The 19,134-nt window shown below is 66.5% G+C and carries 19 protein-coding genes; 18 read left to right on the top strand and 1 reads right to left on the bottom strand.

Features of this window, described 5'->3' with window-relative positions:
• Positions 1-36 precede the first annotated feature (36 nt).
• The 11 genes from LX70_RS01750 (at position 37) to lpxB (ending at position 10,773) form a co-directional block, all read left to right on the top strand.
• Positions 37-765, top strand: a complete 729-nt coding sequence (locus LX70_RS01750) for an undecaprenyl pyrophosphate synthase (protein WP_105512810.1) — start codon at positions 37-39, stop codon at positions 763-765.
• A complete protein-coding gene (locus LX70_RS01745; RefSeq protein WP_105512809.1) occupies positions 762-1,568 on the top strand; it encodes a phosphatidate cytidylyltransferase in 807 nt (268 codons plus the stop codon). Before LX70_RS01750 ends, LX70_RS01745 begins: the two co-directional genes overlap by 4 nt.
• Positions 1,569-1,572: 4 nt before the next feature.
• Positions 1,573-2,739: a 1-deoxy-D-xylulose-5-phosphate reductoisomerase gene (gene dxr, locus LX70_RS01740; RefSeq protein WP_105512808.1), complete on the top strand. Its 1,167-nt coding sequence runs from the start codon at positions 1,573-1,575 to the stop codon at positions 2,737-2,739.
• A 20-nt stretch (positions 2,740-2,759) separates the two neighbouring features.
• On the top strand, positions 2,760-4,097 hold the full coding sequence (gene rseP / locus LX70_RS01735; protein WP_105512807.1) for an RIP metalloprotease RseP: 1,338 nt from the start codon (positions 2,760-2,762) through the stop codon (positions 4,095-4,097).
• Between the two features lie 117 nt (positions 4,098-4,214).
• The gene (locus LX70_RS20595) at positions 4,215-4,379 is read left to right on the top strand and encodes a hypothetical protein (RefSeq protein WP_170076082.1); all 165 of its coding nucleotides are present in this window, start codon (positions 4,215-4,217) and stop codon (positions 4,377-4,379) included.
• Between the two features lie 141 nt (positions 4,380-4,520).
• Complete coding sequence (gene bamA / locus LX70_RS01730; RefSeq protein ID WP_105512806.1) at positions 4,521-6,845, top strand: outer membrane protein assembly factor BamA; 2,325 nt, start codon at positions 4,521-4,523, stop codon at positions 6,843-6,845.
• Complete coding sequence (locus tag LX70_RS01725) at positions 6,845-7,492, top strand: OmpH/Skp family outer membrane protein (RefSeq protein WP_105512805.1); 648 nt, start codon at positions 6,845-6,847, stop codon at positions 7,490-7,492. The genes bamA and LX70_RS01725 overlap by 1 nt, the downstream gene beginning before the upstream one ends.
• 71 nt (positions 7,493-7,563) lie before the next feature.
• Positions 7,564-8,022, top strand: coding sequence for a 3-hydroxyacyl-ACP dehydratase FabZ (fabZ, locus tag LX70_RS01720; RefSeq protein WP_105512804.1), 459 nt, complete (start codon positions 7,564-7,566; stop codon positions 8,020-8,022).
• Positions 8,023-8,024: 2 nt separating this feature from the next.
• Positions 8,025-8,819: an acyl-ACP--UDP-N-acetylglucosamine O-acyltransferase gene (lpxA, locus tag LX70_RS01715; RefSeq protein WP_105512803.1), complete on the top strand. Its 795-nt coding sequence runs from the start codon at positions 8,025-8,027 to the stop codon at positions 8,817-8,819.
• Positions 8,816-9,634, top strand: coding sequence for an LpxI family protein (locus LX70_RS01710; protein ID WP_105512802.1), 819 nt, complete (start codon positions 8,816-8,818; stop codon positions 9,632-9,634). The genes lpxA and LX70_RS01710 overlap by 4 nt, the downstream gene beginning before the upstream one ends.
• Entirely contained in the window at positions 9,631-10,773 is a 1,143-nt protein-coding gene (gene lpxB / locus LX70_RS01705) for a lipid-A-disaccharide synthase (protein ID WP_105512801.1), read from the top strand. The genes LX70_RS01710 and lpxB overlap by 4 nt, the downstream gene beginning before the upstream one ends.
• A gap of 87 nt (positions 10,774-10,860) precedes the next feature.
• Here lpxB and mnmA read toward each other — a convergent pair whose 3' ends face one another.
• Positions 10,861-12,003, bottom strand: coding sequence for a tRNA 2-thiouridine(34) synthase MnmA (gene mnmA, locus LX70_RS01700; RefSeq protein ID WP_105512800.1), 1,143 nt, complete (start codon positions 12,001-12,003; stop codon positions 10,861-10,863).
• Between the two features lie 122 nt (positions 12,004-12,125).
• Here mnmA and sciP point away from each other — a divergent pair, with 122 nt between their 5' ends.
• The 7 genes from sciP (at position 12,126) to LX70_RS01670 (ending at position 19,038) form a co-directional block, all read left to right on the top strand.
• Positions 12,126-12,404, top strand: coding sequence for a CtrA inhibitor SciP (gene sciP, locus LX70_RS01695; protein WP_105512799.1), 279 nt, complete (start codon positions 12,126-12,128; stop codon positions 12,402-12,404).
• Positions 12,405-12,498: 94 nt separating this feature from the next.
• Entirely contained in the window at positions 12,499-13,212 is a 714-nt protein-coding gene (gene ctrA, locus LX70_RS01690) for a response regulator transcription factor CtrA (RefSeq protein ID WP_105512798.1), read from the top strand.
• Between the two features lie 87 nt (positions 13,213-13,299).
• Entirely contained in the window at positions 13,300-13,911 is a 612-nt protein-coding gene (locus tag LX70_RS01685; RefSeq protein WP_105512797.1) for a class I SAM-dependent methyltransferase, read from the top strand.
• 72 nt (positions 13,912-13,983) lie between these two features.
• Positions 13,984-16,233 (top strand): NAD-dependent DNA ligase LigA, encoded by a 2,250-nt coding sequence (gene ligA / locus LX70_RS01680; protein WP_105512796.1) that lies wholly within the window; start codon positions 13,984-13,986, stop codon positions 16,231-16,233.
• Positions 16,230-18,317, top strand: coding sequence for an ATP-dependent DNA helicase RecG (recG, locus tag LX70_RS01675; protein ID WP_105512795.1), 2,088 nt, complete (start codon positions 16,230-16,232; stop codon positions 18,315-18,317). Before ligA ends, recG begins: the two co-directional genes overlap by 4 nt.
• 105 nt (positions 18,318-18,422) lie before the next feature.
• A complete protein-coding gene (locus LX70_RS21010) occupies positions 18,423-18,545 on the top strand; it encodes a hypothetical protein (RefSeq protein ID WP_281260422.1) in 123 nt (40 codons plus the stop codon).
• Positions 18,546-18,846: 301 nt separating this feature from the next.
• The gene (locus LX70_RS01670; protein WP_105512794.1) at positions 18,847-19,038 is read left to right on the top strand and encodes a hypothetical protein; all 192 of its coding nucleotides are present in this window, start codon (positions 18,847-18,849) and stop codon (positions 19,036-19,038) included.
• Positions 19,039-19,134 lie beyond the last annotated feature (96 nt).

Genomic DNA, 19,134 nt, shown 5'->3' with positions numbered 1-19,134 from the left:
CAGGGGGCGGGATCACGGCCGGAAAGGGCAGGGCCAATGGCCGCGAAGGACATTACCGGCACGATGCCGTCCCACGTTGCGATCATCATGGATGGCAACGGACGCTGGGCCACGGCCCGTGGCTGGCCGCGTCTGGTCGGCCACCGGCGCGGCGCCGAGGGCGTGCGCAAGATCGTCGAGGCGGCACCGGGCCTTGGCATCCGCTACCTGACGCTTTACGCCTTCTCGACCGAGAACTGGAAACGCTCGACCGAAGAGGTCATCGGGCTGATGACGATCTTCGCCCGCTACATCCAGTCCGAGGCAGAGCGGCTGTCGCGCGAAGGCGTGCGGCTGCGCTTCATCGGCGGACGGGAGCGTCTGGACAAGAAGCTGCAAAAGCTGATGGCCGGGATCGAGGAGCGGACGAAGGACAATGACCGCCTGCACCTGACCGTCGCCATCAACTATGGCGGGCGCGACGAACTGGCCCGCGCCGCGCAGCGCATCGCAACCGCGGTCGCCGAGGGCCGGTTGAAGCCCGAGGACGTGACCGAGGACACGGTCGGCGACTATCTCGACACCTTCGACATTCCCGATCCCGATCTGGTGATCCGCACCAGCGGCGAGACACGGATTTCCAACTATCTGCTCTGGCAGTCGGCCTATGCGGAATATGAATTCACCGACACGCTCTGGCCCGATTTCACGCCCGAGGAACTGGCCAAGGTGCTGGATCGCTTCTCGGACCGTGAACGCCGGTATGGCGGCGCGCTGACGGCATGAGCGCGCCTTCGAAATGGAATGACCTCGCGCCGAGGCTGATCTCGGGCGCGGCGATGGCGGCGGGCGGGTTGTTCCTGATCTGGATGGGCGGCTACTGGTTCGCCGCGCTCGCCATCGTCTGCGGCGGGCTGATGATCTGGGAACTGGCGTCGATGACGCCCGCGATCCGGCCGTTCGAGGCCAAGGGGCTTGGCGTGCTGGCGGGCTTTGTGCTGGCGCTGGTGCTTCTGGGGCGCAACCCGTTCTTCATGGCGAGCCTTGCCGTGCCGCCGCTTCTGCTGCTGGCGGCGGTGCTGCTGCGGCGGGACGGGCAAAGCCGACTTTATATCCCGCTTTACGGCGCGATGATCATGGGGGCGAGCTATGGTCTGGTCGCGTTCCGCGAAGGCTATGGGATGCTCTGGCTGCTCTGGCTGGTCCTTGTGGTCGTGGTGACCGATGTGGCGGGCTATTTCGCCGGGCGGATTTTTGGCGGGCCGAAGTTCTGGCCCTCGGTCAGCCCGAAGAAGACCTGGTCGGGGATCGTCGCGGGCTGGCTCGCGGCGGCGCTGATCGGGGCGGTGTTCCTGAAGATCTCCACCGCCGGGATCGACCTTCTGTGGATCTCCTCCGTCCTCGCCTTCGCCTCGCAGCTTGGCGACATCGCCGAAAGCGCGATCAAGCGGCGGGCCGGGGTCAAGGACAGTTCCAACCTGATCCCCGGCCATGGCGGGTTGATGGACCGTTTCGACGGGCTTCTGGGGGCGGCACTTCTGATGCTGCTGGTGGCGCTGTTGACGCCGGTGCCGGTGGTCCGGTTCTGATCCGATGCGCAGCATTTCCGTTTTCGGCGCGACCGGGTCCATTGGCGAAAGCACCTTCGATCTTCTGATGCGGCAGGGCGGGGCAGGGCGCTATCGCACCGTTGCCCTGACGGCGGGGCGAAATGTCGCACGGCTGGCCGAACAGGCGCGCGCCCTGCGGGCGGAACTGGCCGTGATCGCGGATGCGGCGTTGCTGCCCGACCTGCGCGCGGCGCTGGCCGGGACGGGGATAGAGGTTGCGGGCGGTCAGGCGGCGGTGGCCGAGGCCGCCGACCGTCCGGCGGACTGGGTCATGTCCGGCATCGTCGGCGCGGCGGGCCTTGTGCCGGGGTTCCGGGCGCTTTCCCATGGCGCGACTTTGGCGCTGGCCAACAAGGAAAGCCTTGTGACCGCAGGCCCGCTTCTGATGGCCGAGGCCAAACGCCACGGCGCGACGATCCTGCCGGTGGACAGCGAACATTCCGCCATTTTCCAGTCCCTGACGGGCGAGGATATGGCGGCGGTGGAACATATCACCATCACCGCCTCGGGCGGGGCGTTCCGCGACTGGCCGGTCGATCGGCTGGCGGGCGCGACGGTAGAGCAGGCATCCTCGCACCCCAACTGGGCGATGGGACAAAGGATCACCATCGACAGCGCGTCCATGTTCAACAAGGCGCTGGAAGTCATTGAGACGAAAGAGTTCTTCGGTATCGCGCCGGACCAGATCAAGGTCGTGATCCACCCCGAATCCCTGATCCACGCCCTTGTCGGCTTTCGCGACGGCGGCATGATCGCCCATCTCGGCGCGCCCGATATGCGCCATGCCATCGGCTATGCCCTGAACTGGCCCGAACGCGCCCATCTTCCCGTGGCGCGGCTGGACCTGGCGAAAATCGGCGCCCTGACCTTCCGCGCCCCCGATGAGGCGCGCTACCCCGCGCTGCGCCTGGCGCGCGAGGTGATGGCGGCGGGCGGGCTGACGGGGGCTGCCTTCAACGCCGCGAAAGAGGCGGCCCTTGACGCCTTTATCGCCGGGCGGCTGCGCTTTACCGAGATGGCGGGGCTGGTCGAACGGGTGCTGGACCGGCTATCGGGGGACGGGGGGCTTGGCAAAGCGCCCGGTAGCCTCGATATGGTTCTGGACACCGACCGGCTGGCGCGTCGCACCGCCGCAGACCTTATGAACTGAACACGGACAGGACGCCGCCAGTGGAATTTCCCGCCCTTCTCGTCAGCTTCGGCAGCTTTCTTTACACCGTCGTGACCTTCGTCGTCGCGCTGTCGATCATCGTCTTCGTCCACGAATTCGGCCATTACATCGTCGGCCGCTGGTCGGGCATCCGGGCGGAAGTCTTCTCCATCGGCTTTGGCCCGAAGGTCTGGAGCCGGATGGACAAGCGCGGAACGCGCTGGCAACTCGCGGCACTTCCCTTCGGCGGCTATGTGAAATTCCTGGGCGACGCGAATGCCAGTTCGGCCGGGGCCGACGAACAGACGATGTCGCATCTGTCGGACGAGGAAAAGCGCCACACCCTGCATGGCGCGCCGCTTTGGGCGCGGGCGGCGACGGTCTTTGCCGGGCCTGCCTTCAACTTTCTTCTCTCCATCGTCGTCTTCGCGGGGCTTGGCTTTTCCACCGGCATCGTGACCGAACCGCCCAGCATCGCGAAACTGCCCGCGCTGCCGGTCGTGAACGAATTGCAGCCGGGCGATGTGATCCTGTCGGTGAACGGCACCGCCACCCCGGATTTCGAGGCGTTGGGCGATGTCGCCAACACGTTGCCCGAGGCCGACCAGATCCCATATGAGGTCAGCCGCGACGGGCGCACGCTGACCGTGACCGGCCCGACGCTGATCCCGCCCCTGATCGGCAGCATCATTCCGCTGAGCGCGGCCGAGGATGCCGGGCTGAAGGAGGGTGACGTCATCACCGCCGCCAATGGCCGCGCGCTTGCCCGTTTCGACGACCTGCGCGATGAGGTGATGAAAAGCGAGGGTGCGCCGGTGGACCTGACCGTCTGGCGCGATGGCGCGACCTTCGACACCACGCTGACGCCGCGCGAAAGGCCGGTCGAGGCCGAGGGCGGCGGGTTCGAGACCGGCTATCAGATCGGTATCGCGGGTGGCACCTTCTTCACCCCCACGACCCGGATGCCGGGGCCGGTCGAGGCGCTGACGGGCGGGGTCAGGGCGACCTGGGGGGTGATCGACAACACCTTCACCGCCATCGGCAGCATGATCGCGGGCAGTATTTCGACCTGCAACATCAACGGGCCGATCGGCATGGCCAAGGTGACGGGGACCGCCGCCACGGCCGGGCTGGTCGCCTTCATCGGCCTCATCGCGGGGCTTTCGACCGCCATCGGGCTGGTGAACCTCTTCCCGATTCCGGTTCTCGACGGCGGGCATCTGGTGTTTCACGCCTATGAATGGGCCTTTGGCCGCCCGCCCTCGGATCGGGTGATGAATGCGGCGATGGGGATCGGGCTGGCATTGGTTCTGGGATTGATGCTTTTCGGCCTGACAAACGATCTTTTTTGCCAATAGGGAAACGCTCGCGGGGCCGTAGAGCCAGACCCCGCGCGACCGCCCCATTGCCGCCACATTCGCCCCCTAGCGTAACGGAACGCCGGAGTTGACCGGCGGATTCGGGAGGCGCGGACGATGCAGGCAATTCAGAACGGCTATCGCGGGATGACGCTGGTGCTGGCGCTGGCCTCCGACCGCATACTGATTCCCCTCGCCATCGTGGTCGGCCTTGTCGGCGGCGCGATGATCGGGTCGGAAATCGCCCGGATTCAGGCCCCTCAGCACGACTTCATGCGCTGAAACCGAAGCAAATCAATCACGTTTGAATTTACACGGCGCGGCCCCTTAAAAAGGCCGCGTCGCGGCTTTTGACAAGGTCCGGCTTTATCGGTACTCACATTGCCAAGGCAAATTTAAAAGCAGCGGCGGTGAGGGGCAGTTATGGCGCAGGAACGGGACGGCGGAAGCAGGTTTTCCCTTGCTGGGGCGCGTCGTGTGGGCGCGGTTGGTCTGATCGCCGCGTCGGTCGCCTTTTCGGGCGGTCTGGCGCAGGCGCAGAGCTACGTTTTCAACAACATCGTGGTCGAGGGCAACGACCGCATCGAACCGGCGACCATCGCCAATTTCGCCAAGGTGGCGAAGGGCAGCGCGATCTCGGGCGCCGGTCTGAACGACGCCTATCAGCGGCTGAACAACTCGGGTCTCTTTTCCAGCGTCGAACTGGTACCGTCGGGTGGCACGCTCATCATCAAGGTGGTGGAAAATCCGACGATCAACGTCGTCGATTTCGAAGGCAACGCCCGGCTGAAGGACGAGGCGCTGGCCGCCGTGGTGAAATCGCAGGCCCGGCGCGTCTATTCGACCGCCCAGATCGAGGCAGACGCCGCCGCCATCACCAAGGCCTATGCCGATGCCGGCCGTCAGGCGGCGCGGGTCGAACCGCGCGTCATCGACCGGGGCGACAACCGCGTCGATGTCGTTTTCGAGATCCGCGAAGGCAAGATCACCGAGGTGGAGCGTCTGTCCTTCACCGGCAACCGCAGCTATTCCGACCGCCGCTTGCGGCAGGTCCTGGCCAGCAAGCAGGCCGGTTTCCTGCGCGCGATCATCCAGCGCGACAGCTACAACGCCGACCGGATCGAATTCGACAAGCAGCTTCTGACGGATTTCTACCGCGAACGCGGCTTCATCGACTTTCAGGTCCTCTCCGTCGCGCAGGAATATGCCCGTGACCGCGAAGGTTTCTTCCTCACCTACAGTGTGCGCGAGGGGCTGAGCTACAAGATCAACTCGGTCCGCGTCGTCAGCGAATATGACGGCGTCGATGCGGCCGAGTATGAAAAGGCGATCCGCATCCGGTCGGGCGTGACCTATTCGCCGACCGCGATCGACACCACGATCACGCGGATGGAAAACATCGCGCTGAAGCAGGGGCTGAACTTCCTTGCGGTCGAGCCGCGCATCACCCGCAACCCGGAAACCCAGACGCTTGACGTGACCTTCGCGCTGACCAAGGGGCCGCGCGTGTTCGTCGAACGGATCGACATCGAGGGTAACGCCACGACGCTCGACAAGGTCATCCGGCGCCAGTTCCGTACCGTGGAGGGCGATCCCTTCAACCCGCGTGAGATCCGCCAGGCCGCCGAACGCATCCGCGCGCTCGATTTCTTCGGCACTGCCGATGTGAACGCGCGTCAGGGGTCGGCCAGCGATCAGGTCATCGTCGATGTGAACGTCGATGAAAAGCCCACCGGCTCGCTCAACTTCGGCGCCACCTACAGCGTGTCGGACGGCGTCGGCCTTCTGATCGGGCTGAGCGAATCGAACTTCCTCGGTCGCGGGCAATATGTCAGCTTCAACCTGTCCGGCGGGGTCGATAACAAGTCGAGCGGGTTCACCTTCATCGAACCGGCCTTCCTTGACCGCGACCTGAAGTTCAGCTGGAAGGTCTGGTACAACACGTCCGAGAACCAGAATTCCTACTACTCGACCAAGCGTTACGGGACCGAGATCGGGCTGGAATTCCCGATCAGCGAATATGGCCGGCTGGGCGTGCATTACACCGGGTCGAGCGACAAGCTTTACAACGTCAGCGCCAGTTCCTCGGCGTTGCTGCAAGCCGAAGAGGCGCTTGGCCCGCAGGTGACCAGCGCGATTGGCTACAACTACAGCTATGACACGCGGATCGGCGGGCTTGACCCCAATCGCGGCTTCCTGTTCCGCTTCGGTCAGGATTTTGCCGGGCTTGGCGGCGACATCACCTCGGTTTCCACGACGGCGCTGGCCTCCTATCAGGTCAAGGCCTTCCGTGAGGAGGTAACGCTGCGGGCCGAGATCGAGGGCGGCGCGCTGGTGACTTCGGGCGGTGACAGCCTTCTCATCAACCGCTTTACCGGCAACGGCAAGATCCGCGGGTTCGAACCGAACGGCATCGGTCCGCGCGACGTCACGGCCGTGAACCAGGACGCGGTCGGCGGCAATTACTTTGCCGTCGCGCGGCTTGAGGCGGAATTCCCGCTGGGCCTGCCGGAAGAATACGGGCTGACGGGCGGTCTTTTTGCCGATGTCGGCTCGGTCTGGGGGCTGGACAACACCGCCGGGACCGGGACGATCGACGACAAGATGCACCTGCGGTCCTCTGTCGGATTCTCACTGTTCTGGACCACGCCGATCGGTCCCCTGCGCTTCAACTTCTCCAAGGCGCTCGACAAGCAAAGCTATGACAAGACCCAGAATTTCGATCTGACGATCTCGACGAAGTTCTGATGCGGCTACGGTTCGCATGGCTGGCGGCGGTGCTTCTGGCCTCGCCGCTTCTTGCGCAGGATGGAACGCCCCCGGCGGCGCAAAGCGCGATCCTGACCATAGATCAGGACCGGCTTTACGCGACCTCTGACTGGGGCAAGCGCGCGGCGGAGCATCTGGCCGAGGTGTCATCGCGCCTTGCGGCCGAGAACCGCGCGCTTGAGGCGCAGCTGGTGGCCGAGGAACGCGCGCTGACCGATGCCCGCCCGACGATGGACCCCGAAGCCTTCCGCAAGGAGGCCGACGATTTCGACGCGCGGGTGGTGGAACTGCGCCGGGTGCAGGACGCCAAGGGTCGCGCCATCGGCCGGATTGCGGAGGCCGAGCGGCAGAGCTTCTACACCGCCGCCCTGCCGGTGATGGGCGAGGTGTTGCGCAGGCGCGGCGCGGTCGTGGTCCTCGATTCCCGCGCGATCTTCGTTTCGGCGGATGCCATCGACGTGACGGATGAGATGATCCGCGCCATCAACGATGAGGTCGGCGCAGGCACCGACGCCCCCGATCCCGCCCCCGAACCGGGGGCCGAGCCAGAGGCCGTGCGCCCGGCGCCAAAGCCCGCCGCGCCAGAGCCTGCGCCCGCGCCCGACGCCGCCGGGGGTGGCAACTAGACCGACGGCATGCTTGCCTCGCCGGGGGGGAGTTGCTAGCTATCGCCAAAACAATCCCGGAAGGAGCGCGCATGAGCGTGGACGCGATCACCGAGGCCGATCTTGACCTCATCCAGCGGATCATTCCGCATCGCTATCCCTTTCTGCTGATCGACAAGGTGATCGACATCGTCCCTGACAAGGGCTGTGTCGGGATCAAGAACGTCACCTTCAACGAGCCGCATTTCCAGGGCCATTTCCCGTCCAAGCCGATCATGCCCGGTGTCCTCGTCGTCGAGGCGATGGCGCAGGCGGCGGCGGTGCTGGTCGGCATTTCGATGGACGTGGTGGGCCGCGATCTGCTGACCTATTTCCTGACCATCGACGGCTGCCGGTTCCGCCGCATGGTGGTGCCGGGCGACAGGCTGGAACTGCACATGACCGTGAAGCGCGGCGGCGGCAAGATCTGGAAATTCCACGGTGTCGCCAAGGTCGGTGACGATATCTGCTGCGAGGCGGACATCGCCGCGATGATGGACCTCAGGGACTGACGATGTCTCTGGACCCCAGCGCGACTATCCATCCCTCGGCGGTGATCGAGCCGGGGGCGGTCGTCGGCCCGGATTGCCGGATCGGGCCGTTCTGCGTCGTCGGCCCCAAGGTCGTGCTGGCGCGCGGGGTTGAACTGAAATCCCATGTCGTCATCACCGGCCAGACGGAGATCGGCGAAGAGACGGTCGTCTTCCCCTTCACCACGCTGGGCGAGATCCCGCAGGACCTGAAGTTCAAGGGCGAGGAGACGCGGCTGATCATCGGCGCGCGCAACCGCATCCGCGAAAACGTCACCATGAACCCCGGCACCGAGGGCGGCGGGGGCATCACGCGGGTGGGCAATGACGGGCTTTTCATGGCCGGAAGCCATGTCGCCCATGACTGCCAGTTGGGCGACCATGTGATCCTTGTGAACAACGCGGCCCTTGCCGGGCATTGCGTGTTGGAAGACGGGGTGATCGTCGGCGGCCTTTCCGGCGTGCATCAGTTCGTCCGCATCGGGCGCGGGGCGATGATCGGGGCTGTCACCATGGTGACCGCCGACGTGGTGCCTTACGGCCTTGTGCAGGGGCCGCGCGGGACGCTGGACGGGCTGAACCTTGTCGGGCTGAAACGGCGCGGCGCGGGGCGGGCGGATATCGCGGCGCTGCGCGATCTTCTGGGCGCGCTGGCGCAGGGGACGTTCCGCGACACCGCCCGCGCCGAGGCCGCCAAGGGCAGCGACAACGCGCTGGTGAAGGAAGTGCTGGACTTCATCCTTGGCCCCTCTGACCGATCCTTCCTGACGCCGCGATGAGCGTGACGGCGATCATCGCGGGGCAGGGCGCGCTGCCGGTGGCGCTCGCCTCGGCGCTTCGCGACCGGGGGGAGGCGTTCGTGGTGGCCGAGATGGAGGGTTTCCCCTCTGACCTCGCCGATCCGCTCCGGTTCCGGGTGGAACGTCTGGTGCCTTTCCTTGACGCGCTGGCCGATCAGGGCGTGGAACGCGTCGTCTTCGCCGGGTCCATGCGCCGCCCGCCGATCGAGGCGGAACTGATCGACGCGCGGACCGCCACGCTGGTGCCGCGCCTTCTGGGCGCGCTTCAGTCGGGCGACGACGCGCTCTTGCGCGCCGTGATCGCGATTTTCGAGGACTGGGGGTTCACGGTGACCGGCGCCGATGCCGTGGCGCCCGATCTGGTCCCCGCTGCGGGGCTGCTGACCGGTGATCCGTCCGCCGCCGATCGTTCCGACGCCGCCCGCGCGGCAGAGATCGTCGCGGCGCTTGGTCCGCTCGATCTGGGGCAGGGGGCGGTGGTGGCGCAGGGGCTTTGCCTCGCGGTCGAGACGCTGCCCGGCACCGATGCGATGCTGGACTTTGCCGGCGCCCATGCCGGGGCGCTCCGTCCCGATCCGAAGGCCGGGCGCGGCGTCTTCTACAAGGCGCCGAAACCCGGTCAGGACCGCCGGATCGACCTGCCGACGCTTGGCCCCGGCACGGTGGAGCGCGCCGCCAAGGCGGGCCTTGCCGGGATCGCGTGGGAGGCAGGCGGCGTGATCCTTCTCGACCGCCCCGCGATGGTCGCAGCGGCGGCGGCGGCGGGGCTGTTCCTTTGGGCGCGGGAGCCATGAAGATCTTCCTGATCGCCGGTGAAGCCTCGGGCGACGCTCTGGGGGCGGCGTTGATGGCGGGGATGAGGACACTGGCGCCGGGGGTGGAATTTCACGGTGTCGGCGGCCCGAAGATGGAGGCCGAGGGGCTGCAAAGCCTGTTCCCGATGGAGGAGCTTTCGGTCATGGGGCTGATTGAGGTCCTGCCGAAATACCGCCAGTTGAAGCGCCGCATCGCCGAGGCCGCCGCCGCCGTCACCGCGCTGAAGCCCGACGCGCTGATCACCATCGACAGCCCCGATTTCTGCCTGCGCGTCGCGCGCCTTGTCCGCGCCGCCGATCCGGGGCAGTTCGTCACCCATTACGTCGCGCCGACCGTCTGGGCCTGGCGTCCGGGCCGCGCGGCGAAGATGGCCGGGGTGGTGGATCATGTCCTTGCGCTCTTCCCGTTCGAGCCGCCCTATATGGAAGCCGCCGGGATGAGCTGCGATTTCGTCGGCCATCCGGTCGTGGCCGAACGGCGCGGGACGGCAGATGAGGCGGCGGCCTTTCGCGACACCCACGCCATCAGCCCCGATCAGCCGGTCCTCCTCTGCCTGCCCGGCTCGCGGAAGGGCGAGGTCAGCCGCCTTGCCCCGCGCTTTGAAGAGGCGATCGCGCGGCTGCGCGACCGTGAACCCGACCTGCGCGTCGTCCTGCCGACGGTCAAGGGCGTGGCGGGCCTTGTCCGCGACCTTGCCGCGCGCTGGAAGGTCGCGCCGCTGGTGGTCGAGACGGCCGAGGACAAGCGCGCCGCCTTCGCCGCCGCCGATCTGGCGCTGGCCGCCTCCGGCACCGTCAGCCTTGAGCTTGCGGCGAACCATGTGCCGATGGTGATCGCACATGATTTCAACCGCCTGACCTGGTGGATGATGAAACGCGCGGCGCTGATCGACACGGTAACGCTGGTCAATATCGTCTCGGACACCCGCGCGGTGCCGGAATATCTTGGCCCCGCCTGCCAGCCGGGACCGATCGCCAATGCGCTGATGGCGCTGATCGACGACAAGGACGCGCGCGAACGGCAATTCGCCGCCATGGCCCTGACGATGGAGCGCCTTGGCGCGGGCGGCGAGGCGCCGGGCCTGCGCGCGGCGCGGTCAGTGCTGGCGCGGCTTTAAAGCATTTCGGGTTTACACTGACTCAGAATTCGAACTTATTTCGTTCGAATTCTGATACTTGCTTTCTCAACGAAAACCCGAAACGCCTTAGTACCCGCGCCAGATCCAGCCGCCGCCAAGGATGCGGCTGCCGCCGGTTTCGTAGAAGACGCAGGCCTGTCCGGGGCTGACGCCTTCCTCGGGGTCCAGAAGCTCCACCTCTGCCGTTGTCGGCGACAAGGGCCGGATCACCGCCGGGCGCGGCGGGCGGGTTGAGCGGACCTTGACCGAGACCGGCCATTCCGCGCGCGCGTCGAACGCCCCGTCGCCCAGCCAGTTGATCTCCCGCACCGGAACGATGCGGGTCGACAGCGCCTCTTTCGGGCCGACGATGACGCGGCGCGCATCGGGGTCCAGCCGCACGACGTAAAGCGGGTCTTCCAGCCCGCCGATACCAAGCCCGCGGCGCTGGCCGATGGTGTAATGGATCACGCCCCGGTGGGTGCCAAGGACATTGCCCTCCATATCCACGATCTCCCCCGGATCGGCGGCGCCGGGGCGCAGCTTTTCGATCACGCTGGCATAATTGCCGTTCGGGACAAAGCAGATGTCCTGGCTGTCGGGCTTGTCGGCGACCGACAGCCCGTATTTCGCCGCCAGCGCCCGCGTTTCGGTTTTCGACGCCAGATGGCCCAGCGGGAAGCGCAGGAAGGCCAGTTGTTCCGGCGTGGTGGAGAAAAGGAAATAGCTCTGATCGCGGTTCGGATCGGCGGCCGAATGCAGTTCCGGCCCGGCCTCACCCAGCTTGCGCTGGATGTAATGCCCGGTTGCCATGCAATCGGCGTCAAGGTCCCTGGCGGTTGCCAGCAGGTCCTTGAACTTCACCCTCTCATTGCAGCGGATGCAGGGGACCGGCGTCGCGCCCGCCAGATAGGCGTCGGCAAATTCGTCGATCACCGCGTCGCGGAAGATGTTTTCGTAATCAAGGACATAATGCGGGAACCCCATCGCCTCGGCCACGCGGCGGGCGTCGTGGATGTCCTGACCGGCGCAGCAGGCGCCCTTCTTGGCCAGCGCCGCGCCGTGATCGTAAAGCTGCAAGGTCACGCCGACGACGTCATAGCCTTCGTCCTTCAGCATCGCGGCGACCACGGAACTGTCCACGCCGCCCGACATGGCGACGACGACCCGCGTGTCGGCGGGGGCCTTGGAAAAGCCCAGCGAATTCAGTTGGCCATGATCGAGCGCCATCTTTTTCTCCTTCGGATCGGTAGGAATATAGGAAAATCCGAAACACTCACAATGTCCGGTTTCACCCGTCCTTAAGGCTGCGCGTCAAGGTTTGTCCCCGGGTGAAGACCAAGGGGTGAGACATGTACCTGAAGAAAATCGACGGGCCAAGGGCCGTTACGCTGCCGGATGGCACGATCCTGACACGGGCGGACCTGCCGCCGGAAAATACCCGCCGCTGGGTGGCCAGCCGCAAGGTCCGCGTCGTGCAGGCGGTGACCTGTGGGCTCTTGCCGCTGACCGAGGCGCTTGAACGCTACGCGCTGTCCGAGGAGGAGTTTGAGCTTTGGCGGGCCGCGGTGACGAAATATGGCGAAAGCGGCCTCAAAGTTACCGCGATCCAGCGTTACCGACAACCGTGAGTAGATTCGCGGAAGGCCCGCGTACCAGTAACTTGTGGTTAACCAATCTGAGCCAAGCTCTCCGTGATCGAGGGATTAATGTGGAGTACGCCAGATGAGAATTCTGTTGGTAGAGGACGACCCGACCACCTCGCGCAGTATCGAGCTGATGCTGGGCCACGCGAACCTGAATGTCTATTGCACCGACCTGGGCGAAGAGGGCGTCGACCTGGCGAAGCTTTACGACTACGACCTGATCCTCCTGGACCTCAACCTGCCCGACATGACCGGGCATGAGGTGTTGCGCCAGTTGCGGATGGCCAAGGTGGACACACCGATCCTGATCCTGACCGGGACGGATGACACCGAAAACAAGGTCCGCAGCTTCGGCTTCGGCGCCGATGACTATCTGACCAAGCCGTTCCACCGGGAAGAGCTGATCGCGCGCATCCATGCGATCATCCGCCGGTCCAAGGGCCATGCGCAATCGGTGATCCATACCGGCAAGATCGCTGTCAACCTCGACGCCAAGACGGTCGAGGCGGACGGGCAGGCGGTGCATCTGACCGGCAAGGAATACCAGATGCTTGAGCTTTTGAGCCTGCGCAAGGGGACCACGCTGACCAAAGAGATGTTCCTGAACCATCTCTACGGCGGCATGGATGAGCCGGAGCTGAAGATCATCGACGTCTTCATCTGCAAGCTGCGCAAGAAACTGGCCGAGGCGACGGGCGGCGAGAACTATATCGAGACCGTCTGGGGCCGCGGCTATGTGCTGCGCGAACCGATGGGCGAGATGGCACCGCGCAAGCTCGCCGTCGGCGCCTGAGGTAATGCCACGGGCTTCGGCGGGGGACCGCCGGGGCCTTTCGTGACGGCTGTTCACGGCGCCGGGCGGTGACTATCCTTTGCCGCCGTGAGCCTGTTTTTCAAGATAGCCTATCGTCTGGGGCTGACGCCCTGGGAAGCGGCGGCGACCCATCCGGTCGCCTCGCGCCAGGTCGCGGCCTGTTTCGACGCGGTCACGGTCGCGCGCGGCGGGCCGGGGCGGGCGCTCGACATCGGCTGCGGGCGCGGGCATTGGTCGGTCGACCTCGCCCGGCGCGGCTGGCAGGTGACGGGGGTCGACAATGTTCCCGGTGCGCTGCGCCAGGCGCGGCAAAGGGCCGCCTCGTCCGGGGTTTCGGTCCGCTTCTGTCAGGCAGATCTGACCCGTCTTGAAGGGGCGATGGCCCTTGGCATGTTCGATTTCTTCTGGGATTTCGGTGCTTTGCACGGGCTTTCGCCCGGCGATCTGGCCGCCGCGGCGGCGGGGATCACGGCGCTGGCCGCGCCGGGCGCGGCGCTGGTCCTTTTGGTCTGGGCGCCTGGACGGCGAGGGCCGCTGCCGCGCGGGCTGGACGAGGATGCGCTTGCCCGCGCCTTCCCGCGCTGGCGGATCGAGGGGGCCGATCCCTTCGACGCCACCGGCCTGCCGCCGCCCCTTGGCCGGGTCGCGCCACGCCTTCTTCGGCTGCGGCTTGGCTAGCTGACCGGCTTCTGGACAGGCGGGGTGGGCCACGTTATCGCTGTCTGGCCTGCCTGAGGGAGACTGCCCCACATGTCCGAACGTCCTGACGTCGCGACCCTGACCCACGCGGCCGCCGCCGGGGAGGTGGCCGCCCTGACCCGCGCCATAAGGGAGGCCAACCGCGCCTATCATACCGAGGACGCGCCGGAAATTTCGGACGCCGCCTATGACGCGCTGAAGCGCCGTCTGCTGGCGATCGAGACCCGCTTTCCCGATCTCAAGGCCGATGACAGTCCCAGCGATCAGGTCGGCGCCGCGCCCTCCGAGACCTTCGCCAAGACCCGCCACGCGGTCCCGATGCTGAGCCTCGCCAATGCCTTTGACGCCGATGAGGTCGCGGCCTTCGACAAGAGCATCCGCAATTTCCTTGGCCTCGGCCCGGACGCCCCGCTTGCCTATACGGCGGAGCCGAAGATCGACGGGCTGTCGCTGTCGCTGCGTTACGAAGGCGGGCGTCTGGTGCAGGCGGCGACGCGCGGCGATGGCGAGACGGGGGAAAACGTCACCGCCAACGCCCGCACCATCGCCGACATTCCCGAAACCCTGACCGGTGCGCCGGACCTGCTTGAGGTGCGCGGCGAGGTCTATATGAGCCATGCCGATTTCGCGGCGCTGAACGCGCGGCAGGCCGGGAAGGACGCCAAGACCTTCGCCAACCCCCGCAACGCCGCCGCCGGATCGCTGCGCCAGCTTGACGCCACGATCACCGCCGGGCGGCCGCTGCGCTTTTTCGCCTATGCCTGGGGCGCGCTGTCAGAGCCGCTTTCCGACACGCAGATGGGCGCCATCGACCGGCTTGCCACGCTTGGCTTTCAGACCAACCCGCTGACCCGCCTTTGCGCCGGACCGGCGGAGATGCTGGACCAGTATCGCCGGATCGAACAGGGCCGCGCGACGCTCGGCTATGACATCGACGGGGTGGTCTACAAGGTCAACGCGCTTGACCTGCAAGCCCGGCTCGGCTTCCGCTCCTCCACCCCCCGCTGGGCCATCGCGCACAAGTTCCCCGCCGAACTGGCCTGGACCCGGCTTGAGGCGATCGACATCCAGGTCGGCCGCACCGGCGCGCTGTCGCCCGTCGCGCGTCTGGTGCCGGTGACGGTGGGCGGTGTCGTCGTGTCGAACGCGACGCTGCATAATGAGGATTACATCGCCGGGCGGTCGGCCAGCGGGGAGGAGATCCGGGGCGGCAAGGACATTCGCGTCGGCGACTGGGTGCAGGTCTATCGCGCGGGCGACGTGATCCCGAAGGTCGCCGATGTGGACCTGACGCAGCGGCCCGGCGATGCGGTGCCTTACGTCTTTCCGGTGACCTGCCCGGAATGCGGATCGGACGCGGTGCGCGAGGAAGGCGACGCGGTGCGGCGCTGCACCGGCGGCCTGATCTGCCCCGCGCAGGCCGTTGAAAAGCTGAAACATTTCGTCTCCCGCGCCGCTTTCGACATCGAGGGGCTGGGCGCGAAGCAGATCGAGATGTTCTTTCACGACGACACCCTCCCGATCCGGGAGCCGGTGGATATCTTCACCCTCGCGGCGCGGGACGACGCGAACCTGACGAAGCTGAAGAACCGCGACGGGTTTGGCGAGAAATCTGTCAGAAACCTCTTCCAGGCCATTGAAGACAAACGGAATATCCCGCTTTCCCGCCTGATCTTCGCGCTGGGTATCCGCCATGTGGGCGAGGTGGCCGCGCAGGACCTTGCCCGCCACTATGGAAGCTGGGCGGCGCTGGTCGCGGCGCTGGATCGCGCCCGTCCCGCGGCCCTTGCCCATCGCGCCGCCGATCTGGCGGAGGAGGCAGAGCGCCGCGCCGCCGCCCTTGATGCCCGCCGCGCCCGTGTCAGCGAGGCCCGCAAGGCCGCCATCGCCGCCGCCGCAGTCCCGGCCGAGGCGCAATCGGCCTGGACCGACCTCGTCGAAACCGACGGTATCGGCCCTGTCATGGCGCTGTCGCTCTCCGACGGGCTCGCCAACCCGCAGGAACGCGCCGCCATCGACAAGCTGACCGCGCATCTGACCGACCTGCCGCCCGAGGCGCGGGCGACGACATCGCCGGTCGCGGGCAAGACCGTCGTCTTCACCGGCACGTTGGAAAAGATGACGCGGGCCGAGGCCAAGGCGCGGGCCGAGGCGCTGGGGGCGAAGGTGTCCGGCTCGGTCTCGGCCAAGACCGACCTTGTCGTCGCGGGGCCGGGGGCGGGGTCGAAGGCGAAGGATGCCGAACGGCTTGGCGTCGAGTTGATCGACGAGGATGCCTGGCTTCGGCTGATCGGCGGATGAGCCGCCCGGCGATCCTCTTCCCGCTGTTCGCCGGGGTTGAGACGCTGGACGGTGTCGGCCCGAAATCGGCGAAACTTCTGGCGCAGATGGGGGTGGAACGGCCGCGTGACCTGATCTTCACGCTGCCCTATGCGGTGATCGACCGCCGCCGCCGCGACACGATCAACGGCGCGCAGTTCCCCTCGACCCTGACGGTTGAGGTGACGGTCGGCGCCCATGTGCCGGCGCGGCGCAAGGGCGGCCCGGCGCGGGTTTTCGTCCGCGATGCCGAGACGGAGTTTCAGCTCGTCTTCTTCCACGCGCGCGGCGATTATCTGCAACGCCTGCTGCCGACCGGGCAGCGGCGCGTGGTTTCCGGCAAGATCGAACTGTTCGACGGCATGGCGCAGATGGTCCACCCTGATCATGTGCTTCCCCCCGAGGAGGCGGGCGATCTGCCCGCGCATGAGCCGGTCTATCCCCTGACCGCCGGGCTGACGCAGAAGGTGATGCAGAAGGCGGCTACATCGGCGCTGACGCGGGTGCCTGCGCTTCCCGACTGGATCGACCCGGCGCTGAAGGCGCGGGAGGGGTGGGCGGATTGGGATGTGGCGCTGAAGGCTGCGCACGCGCCCGCCGGTCTGGCCGATGTGGCGGCCGAGGCGCCTGCGCGGCAGCGGCTGGCCTATGACGAATTGATGGCCCATCAACTGACGCTGGCGCTGGCCCGCGCCTCGATGCGGCGTGGCAAGGGGCGGGCGACGGTCGGGACGAAAGCCTTGCAGGACAAGGTTCTGGCCGCGCTGCCCTACGCCCCGACCAACGCCCAGATCCGCGCCGTGGCCGAGATCGCGGGCGACATGGCCTCGGACCGCAGGATGAGCCGGCTGTTGCAGGGCGATGTCGGCGCGGGCAAGACGCTGGTCGCCTTCCTCGCGCTGCTGATCGCGGTCGAGGCGGGCGGGCAGGGGGTGATGATGGCCCCCACGGAAATCCTCGCCCGGCAGCATCTCGACAGCCTGCGGCCCCTGGCCGAAAGCGCGGGCGTGGTGCTGGAATTGCTGACGGGCCGCGACAAGGGGCAGGAGAGGGCGCGCAAGCTTGCGGCACTCGCCTCCGGTCGGATCGGCATCCTCGTCGGCACCCATGCCGTGTTCCAGAAGGACGTGGCGTTTCACGACCTGCGGCTGGCGATCGTCGATGAACAGCACCGTTTCGGCGTCGCGCAGCGGATGGAGCTGGGCGCCAAGGGCGGGGCTGCGGATGTGCTGGTGATGACGGCGACGCCAATCCCGCGTTCGCTGAGCCTCGCGCAATATGGCGACATGGACGTGTCGGTGCTGGACGAAAAACCGGCGGGGCGCAAGCCGGTGAAGACGGCGCTGATCTCGGCCGGACGCTACGATGAGGTGGTCGGCCATCTGAGGCAGGCGGTGGCCGAGGGGCGGCAGGCCTATTGGGTCTGCCCGCTGGTCGAGGAAAGTGAGGTCGTGGACCTTACGGCGGCCGAGGACCGTTTCAAGGCGCTGCGCGCGGCTTTGGGCGAGGGCGTCGTGGGCCTTGTCCACGGCCAGATGCCGCCCGCCGACAAGGATGCCGCGATGGCCGATTTCGTCGCCGGGCGCAGCAAGGTTCTGGTTGCGACGACGGTGATCGAGGTCGGCGTCAACGTCCCCAATGCCTCGATCATGGTGATCGAGCGGGCAGAGACCTTTGGCCTCGCGCAGCTTCACCAGTTGCGGGGGCGCGTCGGGCGGGGGGCGGCCGAATCGACCTGTCTGCTGATGTACCAGCCGCCCTTGGGCGAAACGGCGGAGCGGCGGTTGCAGATCCTGCGCGAGACCGAGGACGGGTTCCGCATCGCCGAGGAGGATTTGGCGATGCGCGGCGCGGGCGACCTGATCGGTACCGCGCAATCGGGCCTGCCAAAGTTCCGCATCGCCGATCTGGAACGCCAGTCGGCGCTGATGGCCGTCGCGCAATCGGACGCGCGCAAGCTTCTGGCCGACGATCCGGTGCTGGAAACACCGCGCGGCAAGGCGGCGCGGGTGTTGCTGTGGCTGATGGAACAGGACCGCGCGATCCGTTTGATTTCCGTGGGTTAGCCGCTTCGTTCCGCTTTGTCCGCAAATGTTCTTAAAAAGTTCTTTACAGATCGGTTCCGATATGAGAACAAATAAGCAACAAGACGATCTGAATGAGGACAGAGCATGGCCAAGGACATCAAATCCGTCATCCTTCGCAACCGCGACACGCTGGCGCGCGACGCCGCCGGGGTTGCCTCGCTGGTCGCGATGCTGATCGTCGCGCTGCATCTGCCCAACCTGATCTGAGTTTTTCACGGTTTTCTGCCTCGCGGTTCTCCGCCGGTATATGCGCCTGTCCCCTGTCACGCGGCTTCCCCAAGCCCAAGCGCCCGGATGTCGGAAATCGCCACTTCCCCGCCGCACCCCGCAAGGGAATGCGGCGGTTTTTTTATCTGGGCGAAGCGGATGGACAGGGACGCCGTGACGGGGTTAACTTTGGGGGAGTTCGGCGGGACGGTCGCGCACCTCTGCGGCCGGAACGATTGAAAATCAAAGCGCTACGCGGCAATCTTCATGCGCCCCGCGCCAGCCCCGAAAGGCCCCGCCCATGAAACTCCTCGATCCCGACCACCCGTTCTTCCGGCCCGTCTGGGTCCGCGTCGCGGTTGTCGGGCTGGCGCTTCTCTGGGCGGTGGTGGAACTTGTCTTCGGCTCCCCCGGCTGGGCGATGCTGTTCGCGGCGGCGGGACTATACGCACTTTGGGTCTTTGTCAGCCACACGCGCGGCGGCGGGGCCTGACCCCGGCCTTATGGCATTTCGGGTTTGCACTGAATCGGAATTCGAACTTATTTCGTTCAAATTCTGATACTTACTTACCGAACGCAAGCTCGAAAC

This window comes from Albidovulum denitrificans, assembly GCF_002973535.1.
GTDB classification, from domain to species: Bacteria; Pseudomonadota; Alphaproteobacteria; order Rhodobacterales; family Rhodobacteraceae; genus Albidovulum; species Albidovulum denitrificans.
The sequence above is the reverse complement of the archived record's forward strand: the minus strand, read 5'-3'. Positions and strand labels throughout refer to the sequence as shown.

Coding starts and splice junctions, on each gene's coding strand:
- LX70_RS01745 (WP_105512809.1), top strand. CDS start 762: ATGAGCGCGCCTTCGAAATGGAATGACCTCGCGCCGAGGCTGATCTCG.
- LX70_RS20595 (WP_170076082.1), top strand. CDS start 4,215: ATGCAGGCAATTCAGAACGGCTATCGCGGGATGACGCTGGTGCTGGCG.
- lpxB (WP_105512801.1), top strand. CDS start 9,631: ATGAAGATCTTCCTGATCGCCGGTGAAGCCTCGGGCGACGCTCTGGGG.
- recG (WP_105512795.1), top strand. CDS start 16,230: ATGAGCCGCCCGGCGATCCTCTTCCCGCTGTTCGCCGGGGTTGAGACG.
- dxr (WP_105512808.1), top strand. CDS start 1,573: ATGCGCAGCATTTCCGTTTTCGGCGCGACCGGGTCCATTGGCGAAAGC.
- fabZ (WP_105512804.1), top strand. CDS start 7,564: ATGAGCGTGGACGCGATCACCGAGGCCGATCTTGACCTCATCCAGCGG.
- mnmA (WP_105512800.1), bottom strand. CDS start 12,003: ATGGCGCTCGATCATGGCCAACTGAATTCGCTGGGCTTTTCCAAGGCC.
- LX70_RS01725 (WP_105512805.1), top strand. CDS start 6,845: ATGCGGCTACGGTTCGCATGGCTGGCGGCGGTGCTTCTGGCCTCGCCG.
- LX70_RS01670 (WP_105512794.1), top strand. CDS start 18,847: ATGAAACTCCTCGATCCCGACCACCCGTTCTTCCGGCCCGTCTGGGTC.
- bamA (WP_105512806.1), top strand. CDS start 4,521: ATGGCGCAGGAACGGGACGGCGGAAGCAGGTTTTCCCTTGCTGGGGCG.
- lpxA (WP_105512803.1), top strand. CDS start 8,025: ATGTCTCTGGACCCCAGCGCGACTATCCATCCCTCGGCGGTGATCGAG.
- ctrA (WP_105512798.1), top strand. CDS start 12,499: ATGAGAATTCTGTTGGTAGAGGACGACCCGACCACCTCGCGCAGTATC.
- LX70_RS01750 (WP_105512810.1), top strand. CDS start 37: ATGGCCGCGAAGGACATTACCGGCACGATGCCGTCCCACGTTGCGATC.
- LX70_RS01710 (WP_105512802.1), top strand. CDS start 8,816: ATGAGCGTGACGGCGATCATCGCGGGGCAGGGCGCGCTGCCGGTGGCG.
- sciP (WP_105512799.1), top strand. CDS start 12,126: ATGTACCTGAAGAAAATCGACGGGCCAAGGGCCGTTACGCTGCCGGAT.
- LX70_RS21010 (WP_281260422.1), top strand. CDS start 18,423: ATGGCCAAGGACATCAAATCCGTCATCCTTCGCAACCGCGACACGCTG.
- ligA (WP_105512796.1), top strand. CDS start 13,984: ATGTCCGAACGTCCTGACGTCGCGACCCTGACCCACGCGGCCGCCGCC.